Here is a 19,808-nt window from a genome sequence, read left to right on the forward strand (position 1 = left end):
ACGGACAGTGATTGGCCGGTTTTCGCCGGCGCTTTGCTCTTAATGTCGAAATTGACCCCGCTAATCATGCCGCCATCGTTGCAACTGGCGTGCCAAATGGATTGCACGGTCGCCACTGTTCGTTTCCGGACAATGGCGTTAGGCTCGGGCGGTGGATGCCCCTTTCGACCTTGCTGTCGTCTGCGACGACGACCCGGATATCGCCCTTGCGGCGAAGCTCGCGCTTCGCGGCATGTTCAAGGAAATCGAGACCTTGGCATCGCCTCGCGAGCTGCAGGATTTCATCAAGGCGCGGGCACCCGACGCGATCCTGCTGGACCTTAATTTCGAGCGCGCAGCCACCGACGGCAGCGAGGGGCTCGACTATCTCGGCCGGATCATGACGGCGGACCCGGAAGCGGCGGTGGTCATCATTACAGCCCATGGCGCGGTGTCGGTCGCGGTCGAGGCGATCAAGCGCGGCGCCAGCGACTTTGTCGCGAAGCCTTGGAGCAATGAGCGCCTTGCAGCCACGGTCAGAAGCGCGGCGGCGCTGCGCCAGACACGCCTCGAAGCACAACTGGAGCGCGGCCGAAGCTCCGAGCTTGGCCATAATGGCGAAACGCCGCTGCTGGGCGATTCCGAAGCGATGGAGCGGGTTCGCACCCTGATCGACCGCGCTGCGCCGACGGACGCCAATGTGCTGATCCTGGGGGAGAACGGGACAGGCAAGGAAATCGTAGCCCGCGAGATCCATCGCAAGTCTCGGCGAAGCGGCCAGCCGATGCTCTCCATCGACCTGGGTGCGACCGCGGAAAGCCTGTTCGAATCCGAACTGTTTGGTCACACCAAGGGAGCATTCACCGGCGCCAGCGGCGACCGGATGGGACGGCTGAAGGCCGCGGACCAGAGCACCTTGTTCCTGGACGAAATCGGCAATTTGCCGCTTCACCTGCAGCCCAAACTGCTGACGGCACTGGAACAGCGGCAAGTGGTCCCACTCGGGTCAAACCGTCCCGTTACCATCGACGTCCGCGTCGTCGCCGCGACCAACCTCACTTCCGACCGACTGGGGGATGAAACGCGTTTCCGGCAGGACTTGCTGTTCCGCCTGAACACCATCGAAATCCACCTGCCGCCGCTTCGTGCGAGGCGCGACGACATCCCGCGGCTGCTGGAACATTATCTCAGGCTCTATGAGCGCAAATATGAGCGCCCGGAGCGGCTTGTCCCGGCGGATGTGATGGAGCCGCTGGTAAAGCACGACTGGCCCGGCAATGTGCGCGCCCTGCGCCATGCCGCCGAGCGTGCAGTGATCATGGCGGACGGCACCGCCTATCGGCTCGACGATTTCCCGCTTCCGCAGCGGCATGAGGGCGCGGCGCTATCGCTGGTGCCGGGCAGCCTGAACCTCGACCAGCTCGAACGGCAGATGATCGAGCGTGCCTTGCGGATGCATCACTTCAATATCTCGCTCGCCGCGTCCGAATTGGGCCTGAGCCGCGGCGCGCTCTATCGGCGCATGGAAAAACATGGGCTTTAGGAGGCGGTTCGAGTTCGGGCTGGCGTGGCGAACGCTGGTCCTGATGCTAGCTATCTGGCTGTTCATGCATTCGCTGTCCTTGCCGGACCTTCGCGCCGCCAGGCTGGTCGCGGCCTTCGTTGCCTTCGCGGCGCTGGCAAGCCTTTGGCAATTCATCCGCCGAACCAATTTCCAGGTTGCGCGGTTCATCGAATCCGTCCGATTCGAAGATTATTCGCAGCGCTTTTCCGACCCGAGCGGCGGCGGCTTCGACGTGCTCGGCGATACGCTCGATGCGGCGCTGAAGGCGCTCCAGGCCCGGCACGTCCAGGCTTCCGGCGAAGCGCGTTATCTTTCGGCGATCGTCGACGATTCACCGAGTGCGCTGCTGTCGGTCGACAAGGAAGGCCGCGTTGAATTGTTGAACAAGGCCGCGCGCCAGCTTTTTGCCCGCCAGCCGCTGACCCGGCGTGAGGATTTGCTGGCACTGGGCGCAGAGATGGCGGCAGCGGCCGACCTTCCGCCGGGAACGCGAAAGATCACGCGCCTGATGATCGATGGCATTCCGCATAGGGCGATCTTTGCTTCCGCCCAGGTCGCGCGGCTCGATGGCGGGGTTACGATCCTGTCGATCCTGCCGGTGCAAAGCGAACTGGGAGCGCTGGAGGTCGCGGCGCAGGCCGACCTGGTCCGGGTGCTGACCCATGAGATCATGAATTCGCTGACGCCGGTCACCTCATTGGCGCGGACCAGTGCGGAAATGGTCGCGTCGGCGGAGCAGCAAGGCGCGGATCTGGGAGATGTCCGTGTTGCTACCGAGACGGTCGCGCGTCGCGCCGAAGGCATATTGCGGTTCGTCGAGAGCTATCGTGAATTCGCGCAGACGCCGGAGGTTCGCCGCCGTTCGTTCATGGCCCTGCCCTGGGCTGAGGAATTGCTTCGTCTCGCCCTTGCCAATGCCGACGAACGCCATGCCGGGGCAGCTTTGGAGGTTGTGCCGGAGACATTGAAGATCAGCGCCGACCCGGAGTTGCTTGCGCAGGCGCTGCTGAACCTGCTGCGCAACGCATTCCGGATAACGGCCGACGTCGCCGATCCTGTCGTCGTGCTGGCGATCACTCGCCAAGCGGGAAGCCGCTTCCGCATCGAGGTTCGCGATAATGGCCCGGGCATTCCCGCGGAGCGTCGGGAGGACGTGTTCCTGCCCTTCTATACTACGCACAAGGGCGGTAGCGGCGTTGGCCTGAGCTTCGCGCGCCAGGTTGCGCTGGCCCATGGCGGATCGATCAGCGCCGGGGATTCTCCGGAAGGCGGCGCTTCGATCGCACTGATGATCTGACTGAAAATGCCGCCGCCCCGCCCGGGATACAGGGGGTGTTTAAGCGGGGCGGCGGCACTCGGGCTTCACAAGCCTAGGACAAGGCTTGCCCGAGCTGACAATCCGATCTTCTCTTCGCGTTCTTCAGCACCCAGTTCGCCGGCGATGCGGAAGCCGTAACCGCCGCCGATGCCGCGAAGCCGTCCGACCCAGCCGCTTTCGCGGTCTTCGGGTTCGAGTGTGAAGTCATCGCCATCGGCGAAGTGCGCGGTGGTATCGCCGAGGGATCCGCCGACGATCTGGCGGCGGCCCGCCTCGATTTCCATGCGGAAGAAGCTGTCGTCAGGGCGGTAGCCGCCCATCTCGAAGCCCGCGACCAGCAAGGCGTTGACCGCCAGTTCATCACTGGTCCGGTCGTCAACCGTCAGGTCGAGCGCAGCACCGCCGCCCTCTTCCTCATAGCCATCTTCGCTGAGCCGATAATATTCGATGCCGGCCGTCGGACGGATGTAGAAGGACCCGGCCCAAAGCTCCTGGCTGGCGTCAGCCGCCAGCGAGAATAGCGAGCCGTTCCAGCTGCCTTCGATCTGACGCTCGATCGCCTCGCCGCCTTCCTGGCCGCGGAAGAAGCGCTTGCCGTCGAAATCGATGTAGGAATAGCTGGCGCGGGCACCGACCTGCAGGCCCTCGTGCTGGAGCCGCCAATGCGCTGCGAGAGCATATTGGTTGGCGTTGACCTTATTGTCGCTGCCCTTGTCCTCGTCCTTGCCCCAGATGTAGCTCAAGGAACCGCCGAACTTGCCAAGCTTGGTGTCATATTCGGCGCCCATCGTGGCTCCCCAGCCGCCGATCTCATAACCGGCGGTTTCGCCGATGCTCTTCGACGAGCCGAAGACGGCCTGGGCGGCGTAGTAGCTGACATTCCCCTCTTGCTTGTGGGTCGACTTGGGGTCGGCCAGCATCCGCGCGAGGGTACGGTCGCCCATCGTCACCGCTTCGAACGTGCCGCCGGCATGATCCGGAAGCATCTGCCGGATGGAGTCGACGAATTCCTCCTGGTTGCGGATCGCGAGGAAGCTGTCGCCGATGGCGTCATCCTCGGCCAGCGCTTCGTAAATGGCGGGATAGGCCGCGGTCTCCGAGCGGTTGAGCCCGAGTTCCGTTGCCGACTTGCGGCTGATGTCGACGGAAATCTGGTTGCCGGAAACGGTCAGCGCTCCCTTGTACAGGAACGGCAGCAATTCGTTGTTCGCGGTGAGGTTGTTTCCACCCGTCAGCGTGCCTGCGTTCAGCACTACGAACTGGCCCTCGGCGTGTTCGACGTCGGCAACATTGAGCTGCAGCTTCGAGTCCGCGCCGAAGCTTGCGGAGCCGCTGACGTTGAGCATGCTCGATGCACCCGGCGTCTTGTCGAGGGTTACGGCCAAGGTGCCGCCTTCGGTCACGTTCAGCGACGCGATCGTCGCCGATTTGACCACACCGAACGTTCCCTTCTGGACGTTGACCGCCAGGCCTGAGGAATTGCTGAGCTGGGCGGTGAATTTGGACGTCCCGCCAATGGTCAGCACGTCCGCGCCGCCGCCGAAATCGACCGCACCTTTGAAGACGGAGGTACCGCCGGTCGTGATCGTGTCGACGCCCGATCCAAAGCTGAGATTGCCCGAGGCGATTGCGTCGCCCGACAGGAGGAAGCGATTGTTGCCTGCTCCAAACGCGACATTGCCAGTGAGCTTTCCGTCCGCGATGTCCAGCGTGTCGCTCCCCGTACCGAGGCGGATGTCGCCGACGATCGTCGGTTCGGCGAAGCCTGCGCCTACGGCGGTTTGCTTGATCGTAGCGCCGGTCGTGTTGGCGCTCAGATCGATCGCGACGTTCCGGGTCGACGTGGCCGCAGCGCCAGAAGCCGAGATGGTACCGCTATTTTCAATGAGGTTTAGCGTGCCGGACTTGTCGACAATGGCCACGGCCGTGCCGGCCTCACCCGTCGAAGACTTGATCTCTCCGCTGTTGCGAAGGACCGGAAGGTTCGCGCCGGCCGCGATGTCGATCGCGGTTGCGACCGAGCCGGCGGTATTGCCGCTGGTTGCGTTGATCTTGCCGGCGTTGCGCAGCTCCGGCGTGGTGGTTCCTGCGCCCAGGCGCACGGCCGTCGCATTCTTGTCGAAGGACTTGGCGCTGATCGTGCCGCTCACGCCTATTCCGTTGGCGATGGAGACCGTCCCTCCGAGACCGCCGATCTGCAGCGCGTTGCCGTCAACGCCTGCATAGAGCCCGTCGCCCAATATGCCGCCGTCGACGATGAGGCCGAACCCCGTGCCCGTCCCTTCGGTAGCGCCGATCGTGATTGCGCCAGCGGAACCGATCCTGAGGGCAGCCGCCGAGCCGTAGGAGATGATGGAGGCGGTGCCTTCCTTGGCATCCTCGATGCCGTCGTCGTCCTCGTCATTGTCCGTCGAGCTCTGGTCCTTCGGCGGCACGGCGAGAATGATGCCCTTGGCGACACTTCCTTCGATGGAGACTGCCGGTCCGCCCTGAAGCAGGTCATCTGCGTCGAGCTTGGTCCGATCGCTCGGCGGAGTGGTGAAGCGATAGCCGGTCGAGACGATTGCGCCCTGAAGCACCATCGATCCACCGACGTCGCCAGTGGAACGGACCGCAATGGCATTCTCGCCGCGTGCCGAAATCGTCCCCGCCAGGCGAGCATTGCCGCTGACGCCCGATAGCTGGACGCCGACCGAATTGTTGCCGAGAACGTCGATCTTGCCGTCGGTCCGGAAATTGCCGGTCAGCGGACCGCCCATCATGATACCGGCGCTGTTGTTGCCTTCGACCGTGATGCTGCCGGCGGCGCCGATCAGGATGTTGCCGGTCATCGCGCCATTGGTCCGGATACCGAACCGGTTCGATCCGGTCGCGAACGGTCCGTCGAGGTCGCCGTCATTGTCCGCGTCCGTCGCGGTGTAGGATTCGTCGACGACGATCTTGCCGTTCAAGGTGATGTCGCTGGTGACGCCAGCCGCGACGTCCACGCCCGCGACGTTGGAAATGTTGCCGATCTGGATCGTGCCGTCATTCTTGAGCTTGTGGTTGCTGTCGATGATGACGCCGCCGGCAGCGGTGCCGTTCACGACGCCGCTGGTGTTGATCAGGATGTCATCGGGGGCGCCCGCCTTTACCGTTGAGGTGCGGACTGGGCCGTTGACCGTATTGGCAATGGTGGTCTCGGCAGCAACCGGCGCGGCCAGCGCAACAATGCAGGTCGACGTAAGCAAGAAAGGACGCATCAAATTCCCCAGTAGTTCGCGAACATGAGATGCAGCGGCCGGTCGGCTGCTGGCTTCAGTCCGACAGACGGAGCCGGGGCGAACTTGCCTTGGAAATTTTTTAAAAGGGCTGCTCGAAGCCGATGCGGATGGTTCGCGGCCGGAGCGGCGTGATCTGGTCGGCGCCGGTCGCGATCGGAGCGCCAAATGCAAATCGGTTGCCGATCTCATCCGTGAGATTCGTGACAGTCAGGGAAATCGCACGCCGGGGATGGGCGAACCGCAGGATCAGCCCTGAATCCAGATAATCGCCTTGCTCGTCGCCCAGGTGCGGGCCCACGCCAAGACGGGAACGGCCGACGAAGCGAGCATAGGCGTTGGCTTCCAATCGCCAGTCGCCGCCCAATTGCGTTTCCCAATCAACAGCGCCCCGCGCGACGATGCGTGCGATGTTGGGAATTTCCATCGAACCCTGCCGGGCAATCTCAGGGCCGGCGAATGCGATGAACTCATTGCTTGGGTGCGTGATCTTACCGTCGTTCCAGGCGACGCCAGCTTCAAACCGAAGCTCCGGCGTGACGCGTACCCCGCCATTGACCGTAAGCGTCCAAACGCGGCCATCGCCGATATTGTTGGTCACTGGCAATCCGGACGGATCGAGAAAGTCCGCCTGGATGTCCTTCCACCGGCTGAGCGTTGCACTCCCCTGCAAGTCGAACTGGTCGCGACCCGGTTGGCCGTAGCGGAACCCGGCCTCGGCTGTCCCCAATCGGTCGTTGCGATAAAGGTGCACGGTGTCGTTGGCGATCGAAAGGCCGCCTGGCCGGAAACCCTGCTGATAGCGCGCGTAAAGCGTGAGCCCTTCGATCGGGCGTGCAAGGAGCGCTGCCGAGGGCAGGAAGCGATGCTCTTTCCGATCGGAGTCCGCCTGGGCCAGCTTTGCCTCGGCAAAGGGGCTCAAATGCTCTCCGGAGCCGGACAGCTTGGAAATTGTATAGCGACCGCCAAGGCTCGCTTCGACCTCCGGGAGAATCTCGAATGCGGCTTCGCCGTAAAGCGTTGTCTCGCGGACGTTATTCTCGACGCCGGCGAGATCGGTTGTCGAATCCCCCTCGGTGACGTCGCGTGCCGTATCGTAGCGGTGGTCGATCAGGCTGAACCCGACCAGCCAGCTATAGCCGTCGGCCATCGGCCGCCACAGCCGCGTTTCGTTACTGACCGCCCGGGCATTGCTGTGCTGATCAAGCTGACGGATCCTGGTGCCCGTCGACGCGTCGAATGTCTCGTCGACGTCCTGCCAGCTGGCCCCGGTCGTCGAGCGAAACCGGATCGGCCCCATGTCCTTGCGAATGACGACGCTCGCCAAGGAGAAATCGGACGAGAAGGGCTGATCAACGACACTGTCTCGCGAAAGGCTTGGTTCCCCATCCTGGGCATATTGGCTGTCGTCGCCGTCGATCCGCTGGGCGACGCCGGAGATGTCGACAAACCAGCCGGGCACAAGCTCCGCGCTGAAGGTTGCGCGGCCGCCGGTGATTTCGACATCGTTGATGTCCTTCTCTCCGGTGGCGATATTGTCGATGTAGCCGCCCTCGCGGGCATGATACCCGACCAGCCTCAGTGCGGCACTGTCGCTAACAGGCGCGTTGAAGACGCCTGAGGCGTCATAGCCCATGTCCCCATGCCAGGTTGAGGTGACGCCGACCGACGCCAGACCGGACAGGCGGCTCGTTTGCGGCATGTTCGGCTTGAACAACACGATCCCGCCGAGTGCGCCCGATCCGTAGAGCGTTCCTTGCGGGCCCTCCAGGATTTCGATCGAATCCATGTCGACCAACTTCAGGTCCGGATCCGGCCCGCTGTAGCCGGTCCTCATGTCGCCGAAATATTGCCCGACCGGCGACTGGGTCGGCCCGCTGAAGCTGGAATCGGCGATGCCGCGAATGAAGAGCTTGTTTCGACCGGCGCCCAGATGAGTTGATGAAAAGCCGACCGTGCGGACTTCGATCGCTTCGGTCCCCGGCACACCAAGCGGAGTGAATTCGTCGCCGTCGATCCGCGACCATTGACCAGGAAAGCGCTGCGACAGCGTATCGCGCTTGCTGGCCGTGACGATGATGTCCTGAGGCTCGGGTTCAGGCTCGGGTACGTCGGCTCGCGACGCGGTTATCACTGGAGGCTTGGGCTTCCGTGGGGGCGGCGCAACCGCGGTCCGGGCCGGAGCCGCGGTCAACACAAAGGAGTTAGCACCAACCTTCTTGAGCTTCAGGCCGCTCGCCCTTGCCAGTCGGGCCAGTGCGTCGGCGCCTTCCATTCGGCCCCGGATCGCCGGAGTCGGCCGGTTCATTAGGCTTCGGTCCGGAATTGAGATGCTGATGCCGGCCTGCCTGCCGAGGGCAAACGCCGCCTGCCCGACCGTTCCGGCAGGAACATCGATCGGTCTGGGAGTGGCGTGGCCAGGGGTGGCGAGGGTCAGGAGCGCGGCAAGAGACGCGCAAGCATACAGCGTCCTAATCGCTAGACCTTTCCTCCCAATTTCCAGCCTTGACCCGCTTGTTCGACGGAAACGCCCAATAGGGGCGCAAGCGAACGCGGATCGCGCTTGACCTCGGCGACCGACAAGGTGCCACTGAAGCGGCGAGCGCTAATAGCGGCGCTCGCTGAAAAGTCGATACCGGTCGACCGGTGGAGGTCGGCAACGACATGGCCAATCGGCTCGTCGATATAGCTAAGCTGCCCTCGCTCGAACGAGCCGACCGAGGAAATATCGGCCGGCATGGCCTGAAGGACCGCCGCGCCATCGGTCGTGTCCAGCCTTTGCCCGGGCATCAGCTTCAGGCCCGCGCCGCCGGGGTCCGCAACCACCGCGCCCTCGCTGACGACCACCCGCGTATCCTGCCCGTCGCGAGCGACCTCGAACACGGTGCCTACGTCGACGAGCCTCAAGTCGCCCGACAATAATTCGATCTTGTCCTGGCCCGGATCCTTGAGATCGAGCAGCACTTGCCCTTTGGCCAGGTGCACCGTGCGGCGGTCGAAGCCGGCCAGTTCGAGCCTGGTCTCTCCGTTCATCACCAGCCGATCCTGACCGCCTAGCGAAACGACGCGAATTTCGCCGGGTCCCGTCGAATATTCCACGGCCATCATCCGCGGCGCTACGATAGCAGTAGCCGCAGCCGCGAGGGCCGCAACGCCGGCGGCAATGGCCAGCCGGGGTCGCTTGCGCTCCGGCGCGACCACGTCGGCAGCCGGCATCGCCTCGACGAACGGGCTCATCCGTTCCTCGCTTTCAACCAGCGCATGATAGGCGTCGGCATTGGTCGGGTCGGCCTCAAGCCAGGCCGTGAACTCGTCCCATGCCTCAAAGTCCGGATCGTTAGTCCGAACCAGCCAATCGAGCGCGGCTTCCTGTTGGTTGGCGCTCTGCGTCATTCCCACCTCATGCCCTGAATGACGGAGTCGAGCCGATTATTCCTCATCGAGATCCCTCTTCAGCTCGTCGAGCAGCCGATAGACGATGCGCAAATCGCTCTCGATGGTGCTGGCGCTGAGGCCCATGGCGCTGGCTATTTCCCGCTGGGTCAGCCCATCGATCCGATGCTGGCGAAAGATTGAAAGCGCGCGCGGCGGAAGTTTTTGAAGCTCCGCCTGCACCTTATTTAACGCCTGCCTGCCTGCCACTTCCCTTTCGGCACCGGGGTCGTTTGCAGGCGAATGGGGCAATCGGTCGGTTAAGCCCGACCATTCAACCTCGCGCCGCTGCTGCTGCGCCTCCGATCTGCGGACGTCGATCATGAGATTGGTCGCGGCACGGAATAGATAGCTTCGCGGCGAGGCGATCGGTCCTTGCACGCTGGTCGAAACCTTCAGCCAAAGATCCTGCAGAAGATCCTCCGCACTATCTCCGGCACCATGCGCACGGAGATATCGCAGCAATTGCTCGCGATTATCCTCGAATATTGCTTGGAGGCCGTGATGCTGCATTGGCGAAACGGCGGCCTCTATAGCCGCATTCCGCCGGATGGACAGCTACCCCAGGAAGCCAATGCTAGGTTGAAGGCAGCTGTCCGATCGCAGGATCAGGAGCCGGCGGCGGTCGACTGTGCCGCAGCGACAGCCGACGTCGCCGACGGACGAGGGTCCCAGCCATAGACGTCGCGACCCAGCGCGACTTCACCAATATGCGGCTGGGCCGTCAGGTAGGTGACGAACACAGGAATGCCCTGCGGCAGGGAGACGTGCTGCTCGGCTTCCGCCGTCGCCGCGACCGGCTCACGCCCCATCAGCCAGCGGCCGAGCCGCTTGGCATCCTCAAGGCGGATGCAGCCGTTGCTGAGCGCGCGATTGCTCTGCGCAAACAGCGCCTTGTTCGGCGTGTCGTGGAGGTAAATCCCTTCCGGATTGGCGAAGTTGAACTTCATCTTGCCCATGCCGTTGGTCGGTCCAGGCAACTGCCGGATCTTGACCTGCGTCGTGCCCGCCGCAACGCCCTTCCAGTCGATGCTGGACGGCGGCAATGCCTGGGTTCCGTTCCAGTCGGAAACGACCTCGTAGCCGCCCTTCTTGAGATAGGCTTCGCCGTCGCTCAAAACGCGCTTGGCGATGATCTTCTTCGCCATATGGTCCGGCACGTGCCAGTAGGGATTGAGCGTTGCATACCAGATGACGCTGGCGATCATTGGCGTCGGAAGGCCAAGCTTCGCCTTGTCGCCGACGATCACCTTCATGGAATCAACCGGACGGCCATTTTCGTACATCCACAGCCGAGCCGTCGCGGCATCCACGAGGACGAACTTGCCGGTCGCCGGAATCGAACGAGCGCGCTCGAGGTTCGCGGCATAGCGCAACGAATTGCCACCGCCCGGCTTTTGCGCCTCGGCAACCGCGGCGTCACGAAGCCCCGCATAGATCGGATTGACGTCCGAAATAGTCTTGATGTGTTCGGCCAGCGAAGGCGCGCGAAGCGCCTTCCCCAGGATCGAGAAAGAGGTGGGAACCACGGGCGTGACCCATTTTTCCCCGTAAAGCATGCCAGGCGTCGGCTTATGCAGGGCCTGAACATAGGCAATCCAGGCGACTGAAAGCGTGCGGTCGGCTGCCTGCAATGCGGCAGGATCGCCAGTCTGTGCCTTGGCAATTGCCGCTTCAACTTCTGCGGCGAGCTGCGGGCCACGCGTGAAGCCTTCGATCGCCGAACGCTTGAGAACAGAAGCTAGCAAAGGCGCCGCTTCCACCTGTCCGGAACGGAACCAGATCGGGGCGTTCTTGCTGGCGTTGTAGAAACGCGAAATGTCATCATTTGCCTGCAGCGAAGAGACCGCGGGTACCGATGCGGGAGTGCTGGTTACCTGTGCGGTTACCGCTGTTGACAACAAGGTTAGGACCGTCAGGGCCAAGGCTTTTGAAATGAATTTCTGCACATCCCGCTCCTTATAGAAGCCCATATTAACCTAAGCTGCCCCTTATAGTTCAAGCCCTTAGCTAATGAGATTGCGCCAAAAGGCCCTTCCCCAGCGCCCTGTGGCCCTAAAGTCACAATTGTCTGCAAAGCCAATATTGTGAGAAAATTAAGGGAACCGGCGAAAAATTCCGGGGTTGGCGCAATGCATAGTTCCAGAAAGGGGAATACTGCATGAAGTATTGTTTGTTAGCCGCAGTAGCGGTGACGGCCATTGCAGCACCTGCGCAAGCACGTGACGGGCAGGCCTATTTCGGGGTCGAGGGCGGCATCATGAAGCCCAAGAGCATGGATGCCGACGCCTTGGTCGATTTTTCAACAACGCAGTCGCCTGCGACGCCAATCGGTCCCGCCGGTCCCCTGGACGTGGTGGTCGATGACGCGATCGGATTCGACTTCGACATGGGCTGGGACGTCGACGCCATTGCCGGCTACGACTTTGGCGTGTTCCGGCTCGAAGCCGAGCTCGGATACAAGAAGGCCGATCGCGAATTCGACGTCGATGAGGACTTCATTGCCGGTCTGAACACGGCCTTGAACCGTCCGTCGGGCGTGGGCGATCCGGGTGCGCCCGGCCTGCCGGCCCTGACTTCGGATGATCTGGCCCTCGAAGGCAAGGTTGGCGTCCTGTCGCTGATGGTCAACGGACTGCTCGACTTCGGCGATGAAGACGGACTTTCGTTCTACGCCGGCGGCGGTTTCGGCCGCGCCAGCGTCCGTGCATTGAACGAAAAGGACAATGCGTGGGCATGGCAGCTGATTGCAGGCGTTCGCTATGCGATCAGTTCCAACATCGATATCGGCCTGAAGTATCGTTACTTCAGCACCGGTAACGTTGACCTGGAAGACGAAGGCGGACTTGCCCTTGCCGGCAATCCGAACGTCGTGAACGCAGGCACTGTCACGGCGCCGATCCTGGTCAATCAGACCACGAACGCGCTGGTCTATCCGGCGGTTGACGACAACTTCAAGTCGCACAGCCTGCTGGCGAGCCTGACGTTCAACTTCGGTGGAGCGGAACCGCCGCCCCCGCCGCCGCCGCCGCCCCCGCCGCCTCCGCCGCCGCCACCGGCGACGCAGACGTGCCCGGACGGTTCGGTGATCCTGGCGACGGACGCATGTCCGCCACCGCCGCCTCCGCCGCCGCCGCCGCCGCCTCCGCCGGAGCCGGAACGCGGTTAAGCGACCTACGGCATGATGAAGCCCGGGCGAGCATCCCTCGCCCGGGCTTTTTCAATGGCTAACGTCGAAGGAATCAGCTGGTTGCGGCCGCCACTCTCAGCTCTTTTCGCATGCTGGTGCTTGGAAGGACGAAGCGCACCTTCTTCGCCGCGAAGTCGATGGAGATCTGGTCGAAAGCTTTCATGGCATTCATGCCGAGGAGCAGCGCAGGACGATCGTCGAGATCCAGTTGTCGGAAGATATGCGCATCGGCGAATGCGATCGACAAGTCGGTAAGAGTGACACCGCCAAGCTCGACGGCGGCAACGCGAGTGACATTGGCGCTCATCTGTTCCCCGGTTACGGATTCGATCGTCACCGTTTCCGGGATCGGCACATGGCCCTTCTTCATGAGCAACTTCCGGAGCGCCATATTGGCGATCGTCACCTGGGAACCCGTATCCACGATAACCGACACGCGTTGCCCGTCGATCTTCGCCTTGGTGAAGATCAGCCGGCCGTCCTTGGAGCGGGCACGGACGACGATCGTGTCGCCCTCAAGCCTCTCCAGGGGCTGGTTGGAGGGCGTGATCGACATTGTTTTGGACTTGAAATTGAAAAGGACGCGCTGAGATCGAAGGCTGTCGATGCCAAGCATCCCGTCCGCACCGATGTTGGAGGCGCCTAGCGCCGGCGCATCGACCACCGAGATGGTGTTGCTGCTGACCTGCAGGCGGGGAATGTGAACCGTATCGATGTTGTTGGCCCCCATCACGCTGTGAAGGACCGCCGATCGACCGCTGGTCAGACGAAGCTGCTTGGCAAGCTCCTTGGAAATCACCGTTCGCTCCGAACCGGTATCGACCAGGAACTGATAAGGCCCGGTTCCGCCGACGGACACGGGCACAGTCATCCGATCGGCCCCATCAGAGCTGAGGGCGACTTCGTCCGACGTTGTAATATTGTCGATCTGCTCCTTGACACCAACCTCGATATCAAGCCGCTGAGGCTCGGCGGCGATAGGAGTGCCGGCCAAGATAAGGCCGGCCGTTAGCCAGTGAGAAAGCATAAGCTTGGCTCCGAACTGACCCCTGACAGGTTGTTCTTCTCCCAAAGGCTACGCCTCAAGGTAATTAGCGGCAATCAAATCTAGGCGTGAACGTCGATATAATTCGACAAACGGTCGCGCCACAATGGACCTGCCATCAACCCGTTGGTAAGTCCTGCCTACCTAGTTTGCGTTCATCTGAAGTCCCGTTCGGTGGAGCAAGCGAGTGGATATGCAGCCGGTTGAAACGACGCTCTATTCGCTTTCGGATGAGCCGCCGACACCCAGCGGCGAAATCGACCGCCGAGAGGGCGAGCGACACATGACCCTTTATCGGGTCGGTTCCATATTGGTCGAAGACCGCCGCGAACTCTGTTTGATCAAGAATATCTCGGCCGGCGGGATGATGATCCGGCTCTATTGCAGCGTAGCGATCGGAACGAGCGTCATCGTCGAACTGAAGAGCGGACAGCCCATCCAGGGCAAGGTCGGCTGGGTTCGCGATCAGAACGCCGGCGTCACCTTCGAACAACCGATCGACGTGATCGACGTCCTTTCCAATTCGATGGAGGGTCCGCGACCGCGAATGCCTCGTATCGAAACCAATTGCCAGGCGACCATTCGCGAAGGCGCCAATGTGTTCCGGGTCATCGCCTGCGACATTTCACAGGGCGGAATAAAGATCCGCACCGAGGCCGATCTTCCGATCGGTTCCGATATCGTCGTCTCGCTTCCAGGCCTTCCCGCCCAGGCGGGGATCGCTTGCTGGTGTTCCAACGGCCATGCCGGCATTGCCTTCAATCGGCTCATGCCGCTTGGCGAACTTGTCACCTGGTTGCAGGTGCAGCGGGATCTTCATCGAGCCGCCGGCTAGACCGGCGAGAAGGCTGGCAGAAGCGGCTGCTCAGTCCGTATCGGCCGGGAAGCGCCACACCCAGGACTCGCCGAACTTGCGCTCCTCGGCAGTCATCGTCCCCTTGAGGCCGGTCCGCTTGAAATCGGGCGCCACCCTTGGACGGGGCGTCGGGATGTGGCGCAGCAGCTGGTCGGGATTGAGCTTCTGCGCGAAATTGACCCCGGCCTGCCTGCCGTTCACCCAGGCCACTCGGCCGGGCATGCTGAGATCGCCCTTGCGAAACAAGACAGATGAGCCTTCGACCGGCAGCCGGTCACCCTGGACCAGCGCGCCCTCGGCGCTCAGGTTGCGAAGCTTTACCGGAACCGAAGTGCCGGACAGCTCAAGGCTTGCCGACATCAGCACATTCGACCGGCGATTCTTGCGGTTCTGGCTACTGCTACTCTGGTCCATTCCACTGAACCTAGACGAAAGCGGTAAAGCTTCGTTTAACGTGGACGGACATGACAATCTTTTCCCGGGCCATAACGGCGCTGTTCCTCGCCATACTTTTCCTGCTGCTCGCGGTCAGCGGTGGCCCTCTCAGTGGCTGGGACACTGCGGTGGCGTCCTGGTTCGGCGAGTTTCGCGCCGAGGCACTTGACGCGGCCCGGTGGGCTGCAGTTCTCACCACAATTGGCGGGGCTTATGTAACTTTGGGTTCCGCATTGGTCGGGACGCTGTGGCTGCTGGTCAGGCGAATGCCCCGCCGGGCGCTGCTGCTGGCGGCAACCGTCCTGCTCGAACGCCTTTCCGTCGAGCTGATGAAGGACGGGTTCGGCCGTCCACGCCCGGAGGTTGAGAATTTGCCGACAAGCCTTGCCTTCCCGAGCGGACACGCGGCCAACAGCATGACCGCGTTCCTGGCGATCGCGCTGATTGCAGTACCGGCACCCTATCGACGGCCGGCGATCCTCGTTGCCCTTGCGGTCAGCTTCATCGTCGGGGCGACACGGCTCGTTCTTGGCGTGCACTGGGCGAGCGACGTATTCGGCGGGTGGATTTTCGGCCTATTGGCCGTTGGGCTGGCAGTGACGATCGGCGAACGATCAGCTGCCCTGCATCTCGAAGCGCAGCATGATATTGTTGCTCGGCATGGCACGCCGGTCGGCAAGGATTAGCCCGCGCGAGGCTGCTTCAAGCGCGAAATCGTCGACAAGGCGCAGCCCCCAGCGCGGATCACGCGACTTCAGGCTTTGATCGAAAGCCAGGTTTGACGGAGCAGTGGGAACGTCGGATTCCAGCCACGGCCCGTAAAGGACCAGCGACGCGCCCTTCCCTAGCAGCCGCGCTGAACCGTCGATCAGTCCCAGCGCCGCTTCCCAGGGCGCGATATGGACCATGTTGGTGCAGAGGATGGCCTCAGCCCACTTGATCGGCCATTCCGGCGCGCAGACATCCAAATGTACTGGCGGCAGCAAGTTTGGCGGGCCGTCTGCCTGCCACGCCGCGATCGATGCAAGCGCATCGCCGTCGGGATCGCTCGGCTGCCAATCGAGTCCCGCGAACCGGCGAGCGAAAGCCAGCGCATGCTCACCCGTTCCGCTCGCGATTTCCAGCACCAGTCCCGACTTCGGAAGCCAATCCGCGAGCACATCGCCGATCGGTTCGACATTGCGGGCCGCTGCCGGCGCCATCCGCTTCGCGCCTTGGCCGAGATCGCCGACATTATAGGGCGGGAAACTCGGCTCGGCCATTTTTCAGCCCCTGACCGATGCCCGGGCGCGGCGTTCGCGCACGACCAGCCAGATCAACAACCCGATCGGGCCTGCCAGCAGAGTCAGGAGCAATATCGGCGCCTGCGCGACACGCGAGAAGCCCTTGTGATCAGCGTCCTTGGCGATCCACTGTCCGATGAACAGGTCGAAGGCGAGGTAATGGGTCCAGCCAATGACGATCCCGCCGTCGCTTGCGAATAGCGCCCTGATTCCTTCAACGGACAGGAAATCGCCGGCAACAATCGAACCGAACTGGCTGGCGAACATCACCGTGTAAGTCAGGCACAGCAAGCCGACGCAGAGATAGAGAACATAGGCAGCGACCCGTGGCCCGCGCGGCGCCAGGAAGAGCAATGCCCATCCTGCGAGCGCCACGACATGGACGAAGGTGAACAGCCCGCCCCAGGGCATCAGCCGCCGCCGAAATGTGCCCCGAGACCCGTCGAGGAACCATCGGGCGCCGGATTATTGTAGGACAGGACCGGCTTTCGGGCCGCCAGTGTCTCGTCCAGCCGGCGGCGCGGCGCATAGATAGGTGCGGCCTTGAGCGCCTGGTCGCCCGCCTTGGCCCGCTCGGCGATTGAGCGAAGCGCTGCGATGAACTGGTCGAGATTGGCCTTGGATTCTGTTTCCGTGGGCTCGACCAGCATCGCGCCATGGACGACCAGCGGGAAATACATGGTCATCGGGTGGAAGCCCTCGTCGATCAGCGCCTTGGCGACGTCGATCGTGGAGAAGCCTTCGGCGAAGCCCTTATCGCTGAAGATCGCCTCATGCATGCACGGGCCGGAGAAGGCGAAGGGCGCGTCGAGTACGTCTTCCAGGCTGCGGAGGATGTAATTGGCGTTTAGCACGCTGTCCTCCGCCACCTGGGCCAGGCCGTCGGCGCCATGGCTCAGGATGTAGGTCAGGGCGCGCGTGAACATGCCCATCTGGCCATGGAAGGCGACCATTCGACCGAAAGCGTCGGGATGTTCCTCGCCGGCCGTTTCTTCCTCGACCATCTTGTAGCTGCCGTCGGGATATTTCGCGGCGAACGGTAGCGGTCCGTATGGCGCCAGCGCTTCAGACAGCACGACCGGACCGGAGCCCGGACCGCCGCCGCCGTGCGGCGTCGAGAAGGTCTTGTGCAGGTTGATGTGCATCGCATCGACGCCGAGGTCGCCGGGGCGAACCTTGCCGACGATCGCGTTGAAGTTCGCCCCGTCGCAATAGACGAAGGCGCCAGCAGCGTGCACCGCATCGCTGATCGCCTTCATGTCCGGCTCGAACAGTCCGCAGGTGTTGGGATTGGTGATCATCACTGCCGCGACATCCGGACCCAGCCGAGCCTTGAGCGCTTCCAAATCGACGCGGCCAGTCTTGGTCGCCGGAATATTCTCGACGCGATAGCCGCAGAAGGCCGCGGTTGCCGGGTTGGTGCCATGGGCACTTTCCGGAACCAGCACGACCTGACGAGCATCGCCGCGCGCTTCGAGCGCCGCACGGATACATAGCAGGCCGCAGAGCTCGCCGTGGGCGCCGGCCTTGGGGCTCATCGCGACGCCGTGCATGCCGGTCAGGTCGATCAGCCAGAAGGCGAGCTTGTTGATGAGTTCCAGCGCGCCCTGCACCGTTTCCTGCGGCTGCAGCGGGTGGATGTCGGCAAAGCCCGGAAGGCGCGCCATCTTCTCGTTGAGGCGCGGGTTGTGCTTCATCGTGCAGGAGCCGAGCGGGAACAAGCCCAGGTCGATCGCGTAATTCTGCCTCGATAGGCGAGTGTAGTGGCGCACCGCTTCGGGTTCGCTGAGGCCCGGCAAGTCGAGGCTATCGCGTTCAAGGCCACCCATGCGGGATGTCCCTTCCGAATGGGGTTCGAAGTCCACGCCGGTTTGATCGCGGCTGCCAATCTCGAACAGCAGCGGCTCTTCCAGCATCAGTGCGCGGTTGCCGGTCACGGTTGGAGCCGAGCTGACTTCGCCTGCCACCGGCGCCGACGGACGCCATCCCGACGGATTGGGGCTCGCTGGCTTGGTTTCGGTTGCGACGGTCACTTGCACACCTCCTTCAGCGCAGCTTCCAGCGCATCGATATCCGCATCGCTGACGACTTCGGTCACCGCGACGACCAGCCCGTTCTTCAGGCTGTCGACACCCGGATACAGTCGGCCGAGGGAAACGCCGCCAAGGACGCCCTTTTCGACCATCGCGTGGACCGCGGGTCGTGCCTCGACCGGAAGCTCCAGCGTGAATTCGTTGAAGAAACTGTCGTTGACCAGCCGGACGCCCGGGATCGCTCCCAGCCGCGCGGCCGCTTCACGCGCGCGCGCGTGATTCAATTGTGCGAGACCGGTCAGGCCCTTCTCGCCCAGCAAGGTCATGTGGATCGAGAAGGCCAGCGCACAGAGCCCGGAGTTGGTGCAGATGTTCGACGTCGCCTTTTCGCGGCGGATATGCTGCTCGCGGGTCGATAGCGTCAGCACGAACCCGCGCTTGCCCTCCGCATCGACGGTTTCACCGGCCAGGCGGCCCGGCATCTGGCGGACAAATTTCTCGCGGGTCGCGAACAGGCCGACATAGGGCCCGCCGAACTGCAGGCCGACGCCGATCGATTGGCCTTCGCCGACGACGATGTCGGCACCCATCTCGCCCGGCGACTTGATCGCGCCCAGTGCTACTGGCTCCGTAACAACGGCGATCAGCAGGGCGCCCTTTGCCTGCGCCGCTTCGGCGATCGGCGCCAGATCTGTGATGCGGCCGAGGATGTCGGGATACTGCACGACGACGCAGCTGGTCTCGTCATCGATGCCAGCAATCAGCCTGTCCGCATCGGTCGCGGCCTCAAGCGTTGGCAGTTCGGTCTCCAGCGTATCGCCGGTGAACTTAGCCATCGTCTTGCATACGGACAAATAATGCGGGTGCAGGCCCGAAGAGAGGATCGCCTTCTTCTTGCGCGTGATGCGCCGGGCCATGCCGATCGCTTCCCAGCAGGCAGTCGATCCGTCGTACATCGACGCGTTGGCGACTTCACAGCCGAGCAGGCGGGCGACCTGGGTCTGGAATTCGAACAGAACCTGCAGCGTGCCCTGCGCGATTTCCGGCTGATAAGGCGTGTAGGCGGTCAGGAACTCGCCGCGCTGGATGATGTGGTCGACCGTCGCGGGGACGTGATGCTTGTAGGCGCCGCATCCGAGGAAGAAGGGCACCTCGCCCGCCACCATATTCTTCCGGGCCATCGCGCCGAGCTCGCGCTCGACCGCCATTTCGCTGGCGTGAAGAGGAAGGCCGTCGATCGGCTCCTTGAGCAGCAGTCCTTCCGGAACATCGCGGAACAGCTCGTCGGCAGAGCTCGCCCCGACCTTTTCGAGCATTGCAGAGCGATCGGCATCGGAGAGTGGAAGATACCTCACTGCATCTCTCCCTTCGTCATCCCCGCGAAAGCGGGGACCCAGATTGTTTGCTTGGCTA

General features: G+C 62.9%; 16 protein-coding genes. 5 read left to right on the forward strand and 11 right to left on the reverse strand.

All coding sequences use genetic code 11. The features are described 5' to 3' along the window. Positions 1–151 precede the first annotated feature (151 nt). Positions 152–1,522: a sigma-54-dependent transcriptional regulator gene (locus LZ496_RS03570; RefSeq protein WP_249903211.1), complete on the forward strand. Its 1,371-nt coding sequence runs from the start codon at positions 152–154 to the stop codon at positions 1,520–1,522. Continuing rightward, entirely contained in the window at positions 1,512–2,840 is a 1,329-nt protein-coding gene (locus tag LZ496_RS03575; protein WP_249903212.1) for a sensor histidine kinase, read from the forward strand. Before LZ496_RS03570 ends, LZ496_RS03575 begins: the two co-directional genes overlap by 11 nt. 65 nt (positions 2,841–2,905) lie before the next feature. Here the strand turns inward: LZ496_RS03575 and LZ496_RS03580 are convergent, their stop codons facing one another. From LZ496_RS03580 to LZ496_RS03600, 5 genes are all read right to left on the reverse strand, one after another. Further along, positions 2,906–6,103, reverse strand: a complete 3,198-nt coding sequence (locus LZ496_RS03580; protein WP_249903213.1) for an autotransporter outer membrane beta-barrel domain-containing protein — start codon at positions 6,101–6,103, stop codon at positions 2,906–2,908. A 100-nt stretch (positions 6,104–6,203) separates the two neighbouring features. Next, positions 6,204–8,429, reverse strand: coding sequence for a TonB-dependent receptor (locus LZ496_RS03585; RefSeq protein ID WP_249903214.1), 2,226 nt, complete (start codon positions 8,427–8,429; stop codon positions 6,204–6,206). A 170-nt stretch (positions 8,430–8,599) separates the two neighbouring features. Then, entirely contained in the window at positions 8,600–9,514 is a 915-nt protein-coding gene (locus LZ496_RS03590) for a FecR family protein (RefSeq protein ID WP_249903215.1), read from the reverse strand. Between the two features lie 36 nt (positions 9,515–9,550). After that, complete coding sequence (locus LZ496_RS03595; RefSeq protein ID WP_283937868.1) at positions 9,551–10,066, reverse strand: RNA polymerase sigma factor; 516 nt, start codon at positions 10,064–10,066, stop codon at positions 9,551–9,553. 95 nt (positions 10,067–10,161) lie between these two features. Further along, positions 10,162–11,502 carry a L,D-transpeptidase family protein gene (locus LZ496_RS03600; RefSeq protein WP_249903217.1) on the reverse strand — a complete coding sequence of 447 codons (1,341 nt, stop codon included), beginning with the start codon at positions 11,500–11,502 and terminating at the stop codon, positions 10,162–10,164. A 212-nt stretch (positions 11,503–11,714) separates the two neighbouring features. Between LZ496_RS03600 and LZ496_RS13880 the strand changes: the two genes are divergently transcribed. Then, the gene (locus LZ496_RS13880; protein ID WP_283937870.1) at positions 11,715–12,722 is read left to right on the forward strand and encodes an outer membrane protein; all 1,008 of its coding nucleotides are present in this window, start codon (positions 11,715–11,717) and stop codon (positions 12,720–12,722) included. A gap of 73 nt (positions 12,723–12,795) precedes the next feature. Here the strand turns inward: LZ496_RS13880 and LZ496_RS03615 are convergent, their stop codons facing one another. Then, complete coding sequence (locus LZ496_RS03615) at positions 12,796–13,737, reverse strand: retroviral-like aspartic protease family protein (RefSeq protein ID WP_249903218.1); 942 nt, start codon at positions 13,735–13,737, stop codon at positions 12,796–12,798. Between the two features lie 244 nt (positions 13,738–13,981). Here LZ496_RS03615 and LZ496_RS03620 point away from each other — a divergent pair, with 244 nt between their 5' ends. After that, positions 13,982–14,623: a PilZ domain-containing protein gene (locus tag LZ496_RS03620; protein WP_249903854.1), complete on the forward strand. Its 642-nt coding sequence runs from the start codon at positions 13,982–13,984 to the stop codon at positions 14,621–14,623. 30 nt (positions 14,624–14,653) lie between these two features. On the opposite strand, the gene LZ496_RS03625 is transcribed toward LZ496_RS03620, so the two are convergent. Then, positions 14,654–15,058, reverse strand: a complete 405-nt coding sequence (locus LZ496_RS03625) for a PilZ domain-containing protein (protein ID WP_249903219.1) — start codon at positions 15,056–15,058, stop codon at positions 14,654–14,656. A gap of 50 nt (positions 15,059–15,108) precedes the next feature. Here LZ496_RS03625 and LZ496_RS03630 point away from each other — a divergent pair, with 50 nt between their 5' ends. Next, positions 15,109–15,765 (forward strand): phosphatase PAP2 family protein, encoded by a 657-nt coding sequence (locus LZ496_RS03630; protein WP_249903220.1) that lies wholly within the window; start codon positions 15,109–15,111, stop codon positions 15,763–15,765. Here LZ496_RS03630 and LZ496_RS03635 read toward each other — a convergent pair. The 4 genes from LZ496_RS03635 to gcvPA are packed head-to-tail and all read right to left on the reverse strand — an operon-like array spanning position 15,694 to position 19,750. Further along, positions 15,694–16,341, reverse strand: a complete 648-nt coding sequence (locus LZ496_RS03635; protein ID WP_249903221.1) for a DUF938 domain-containing protein — start codon at positions 16,339–16,341, stop codon at positions 15,694–15,696. The genes LZ496_RS03630 and LZ496_RS03635 overlap by 72 nt on opposite strands. Positions 16,342–16,344: 3 nt before the next feature. Beyond that, positions 16,345–16,773 (reverse strand): ABA4-like family protein, encoded by a 429-nt coding sequence (locus tag LZ496_RS03640; RefSeq protein ID WP_249903222.1) that lies wholly within the window; start codon positions 16,771–16,773, stop codon positions 16,345–16,347. Then, entirely contained in the window at positions 16,773–18,395 is a 1,623-nt protein-coding gene (gene gcvPB, locus LZ496_RS03645; protein WP_436286450.1) for an aminomethyl-transferring glycine dehydrogenase subunit GcvPB, read from the reverse strand. The genes LZ496_RS03640 and gcvPB overlap by 1 nt, the downstream gene beginning before the upstream one ends. Beyond that, complete coding sequence (gcvPA, locus tag LZ496_RS03650; RefSeq protein ID WP_249903223.1) at positions 18,392–19,750, reverse strand: aminomethyl-transferring glycine dehydrogenase subunit GcvPA; 1,359 nt, start codon at positions 19,748–19,750, stop codon at positions 18,392–18,394. The genes gcvPB and gcvPA overlap by 4 nt, the downstream gene beginning before the upstream one ends. Between the last annotated feature and the right edge of the window lie 58 nt (positions 19,751–19,808).

The organism is Sphingomonas caseinilytica, assembly GCF_023516455.1.
Lineage (GTDB): Bacteria > Pseudomonadota > Alphaproteobacteria > Sphingomonadales > Sphingomonadaceae > Sphingomicrobium > Sphingomicrobium caseinilyticum.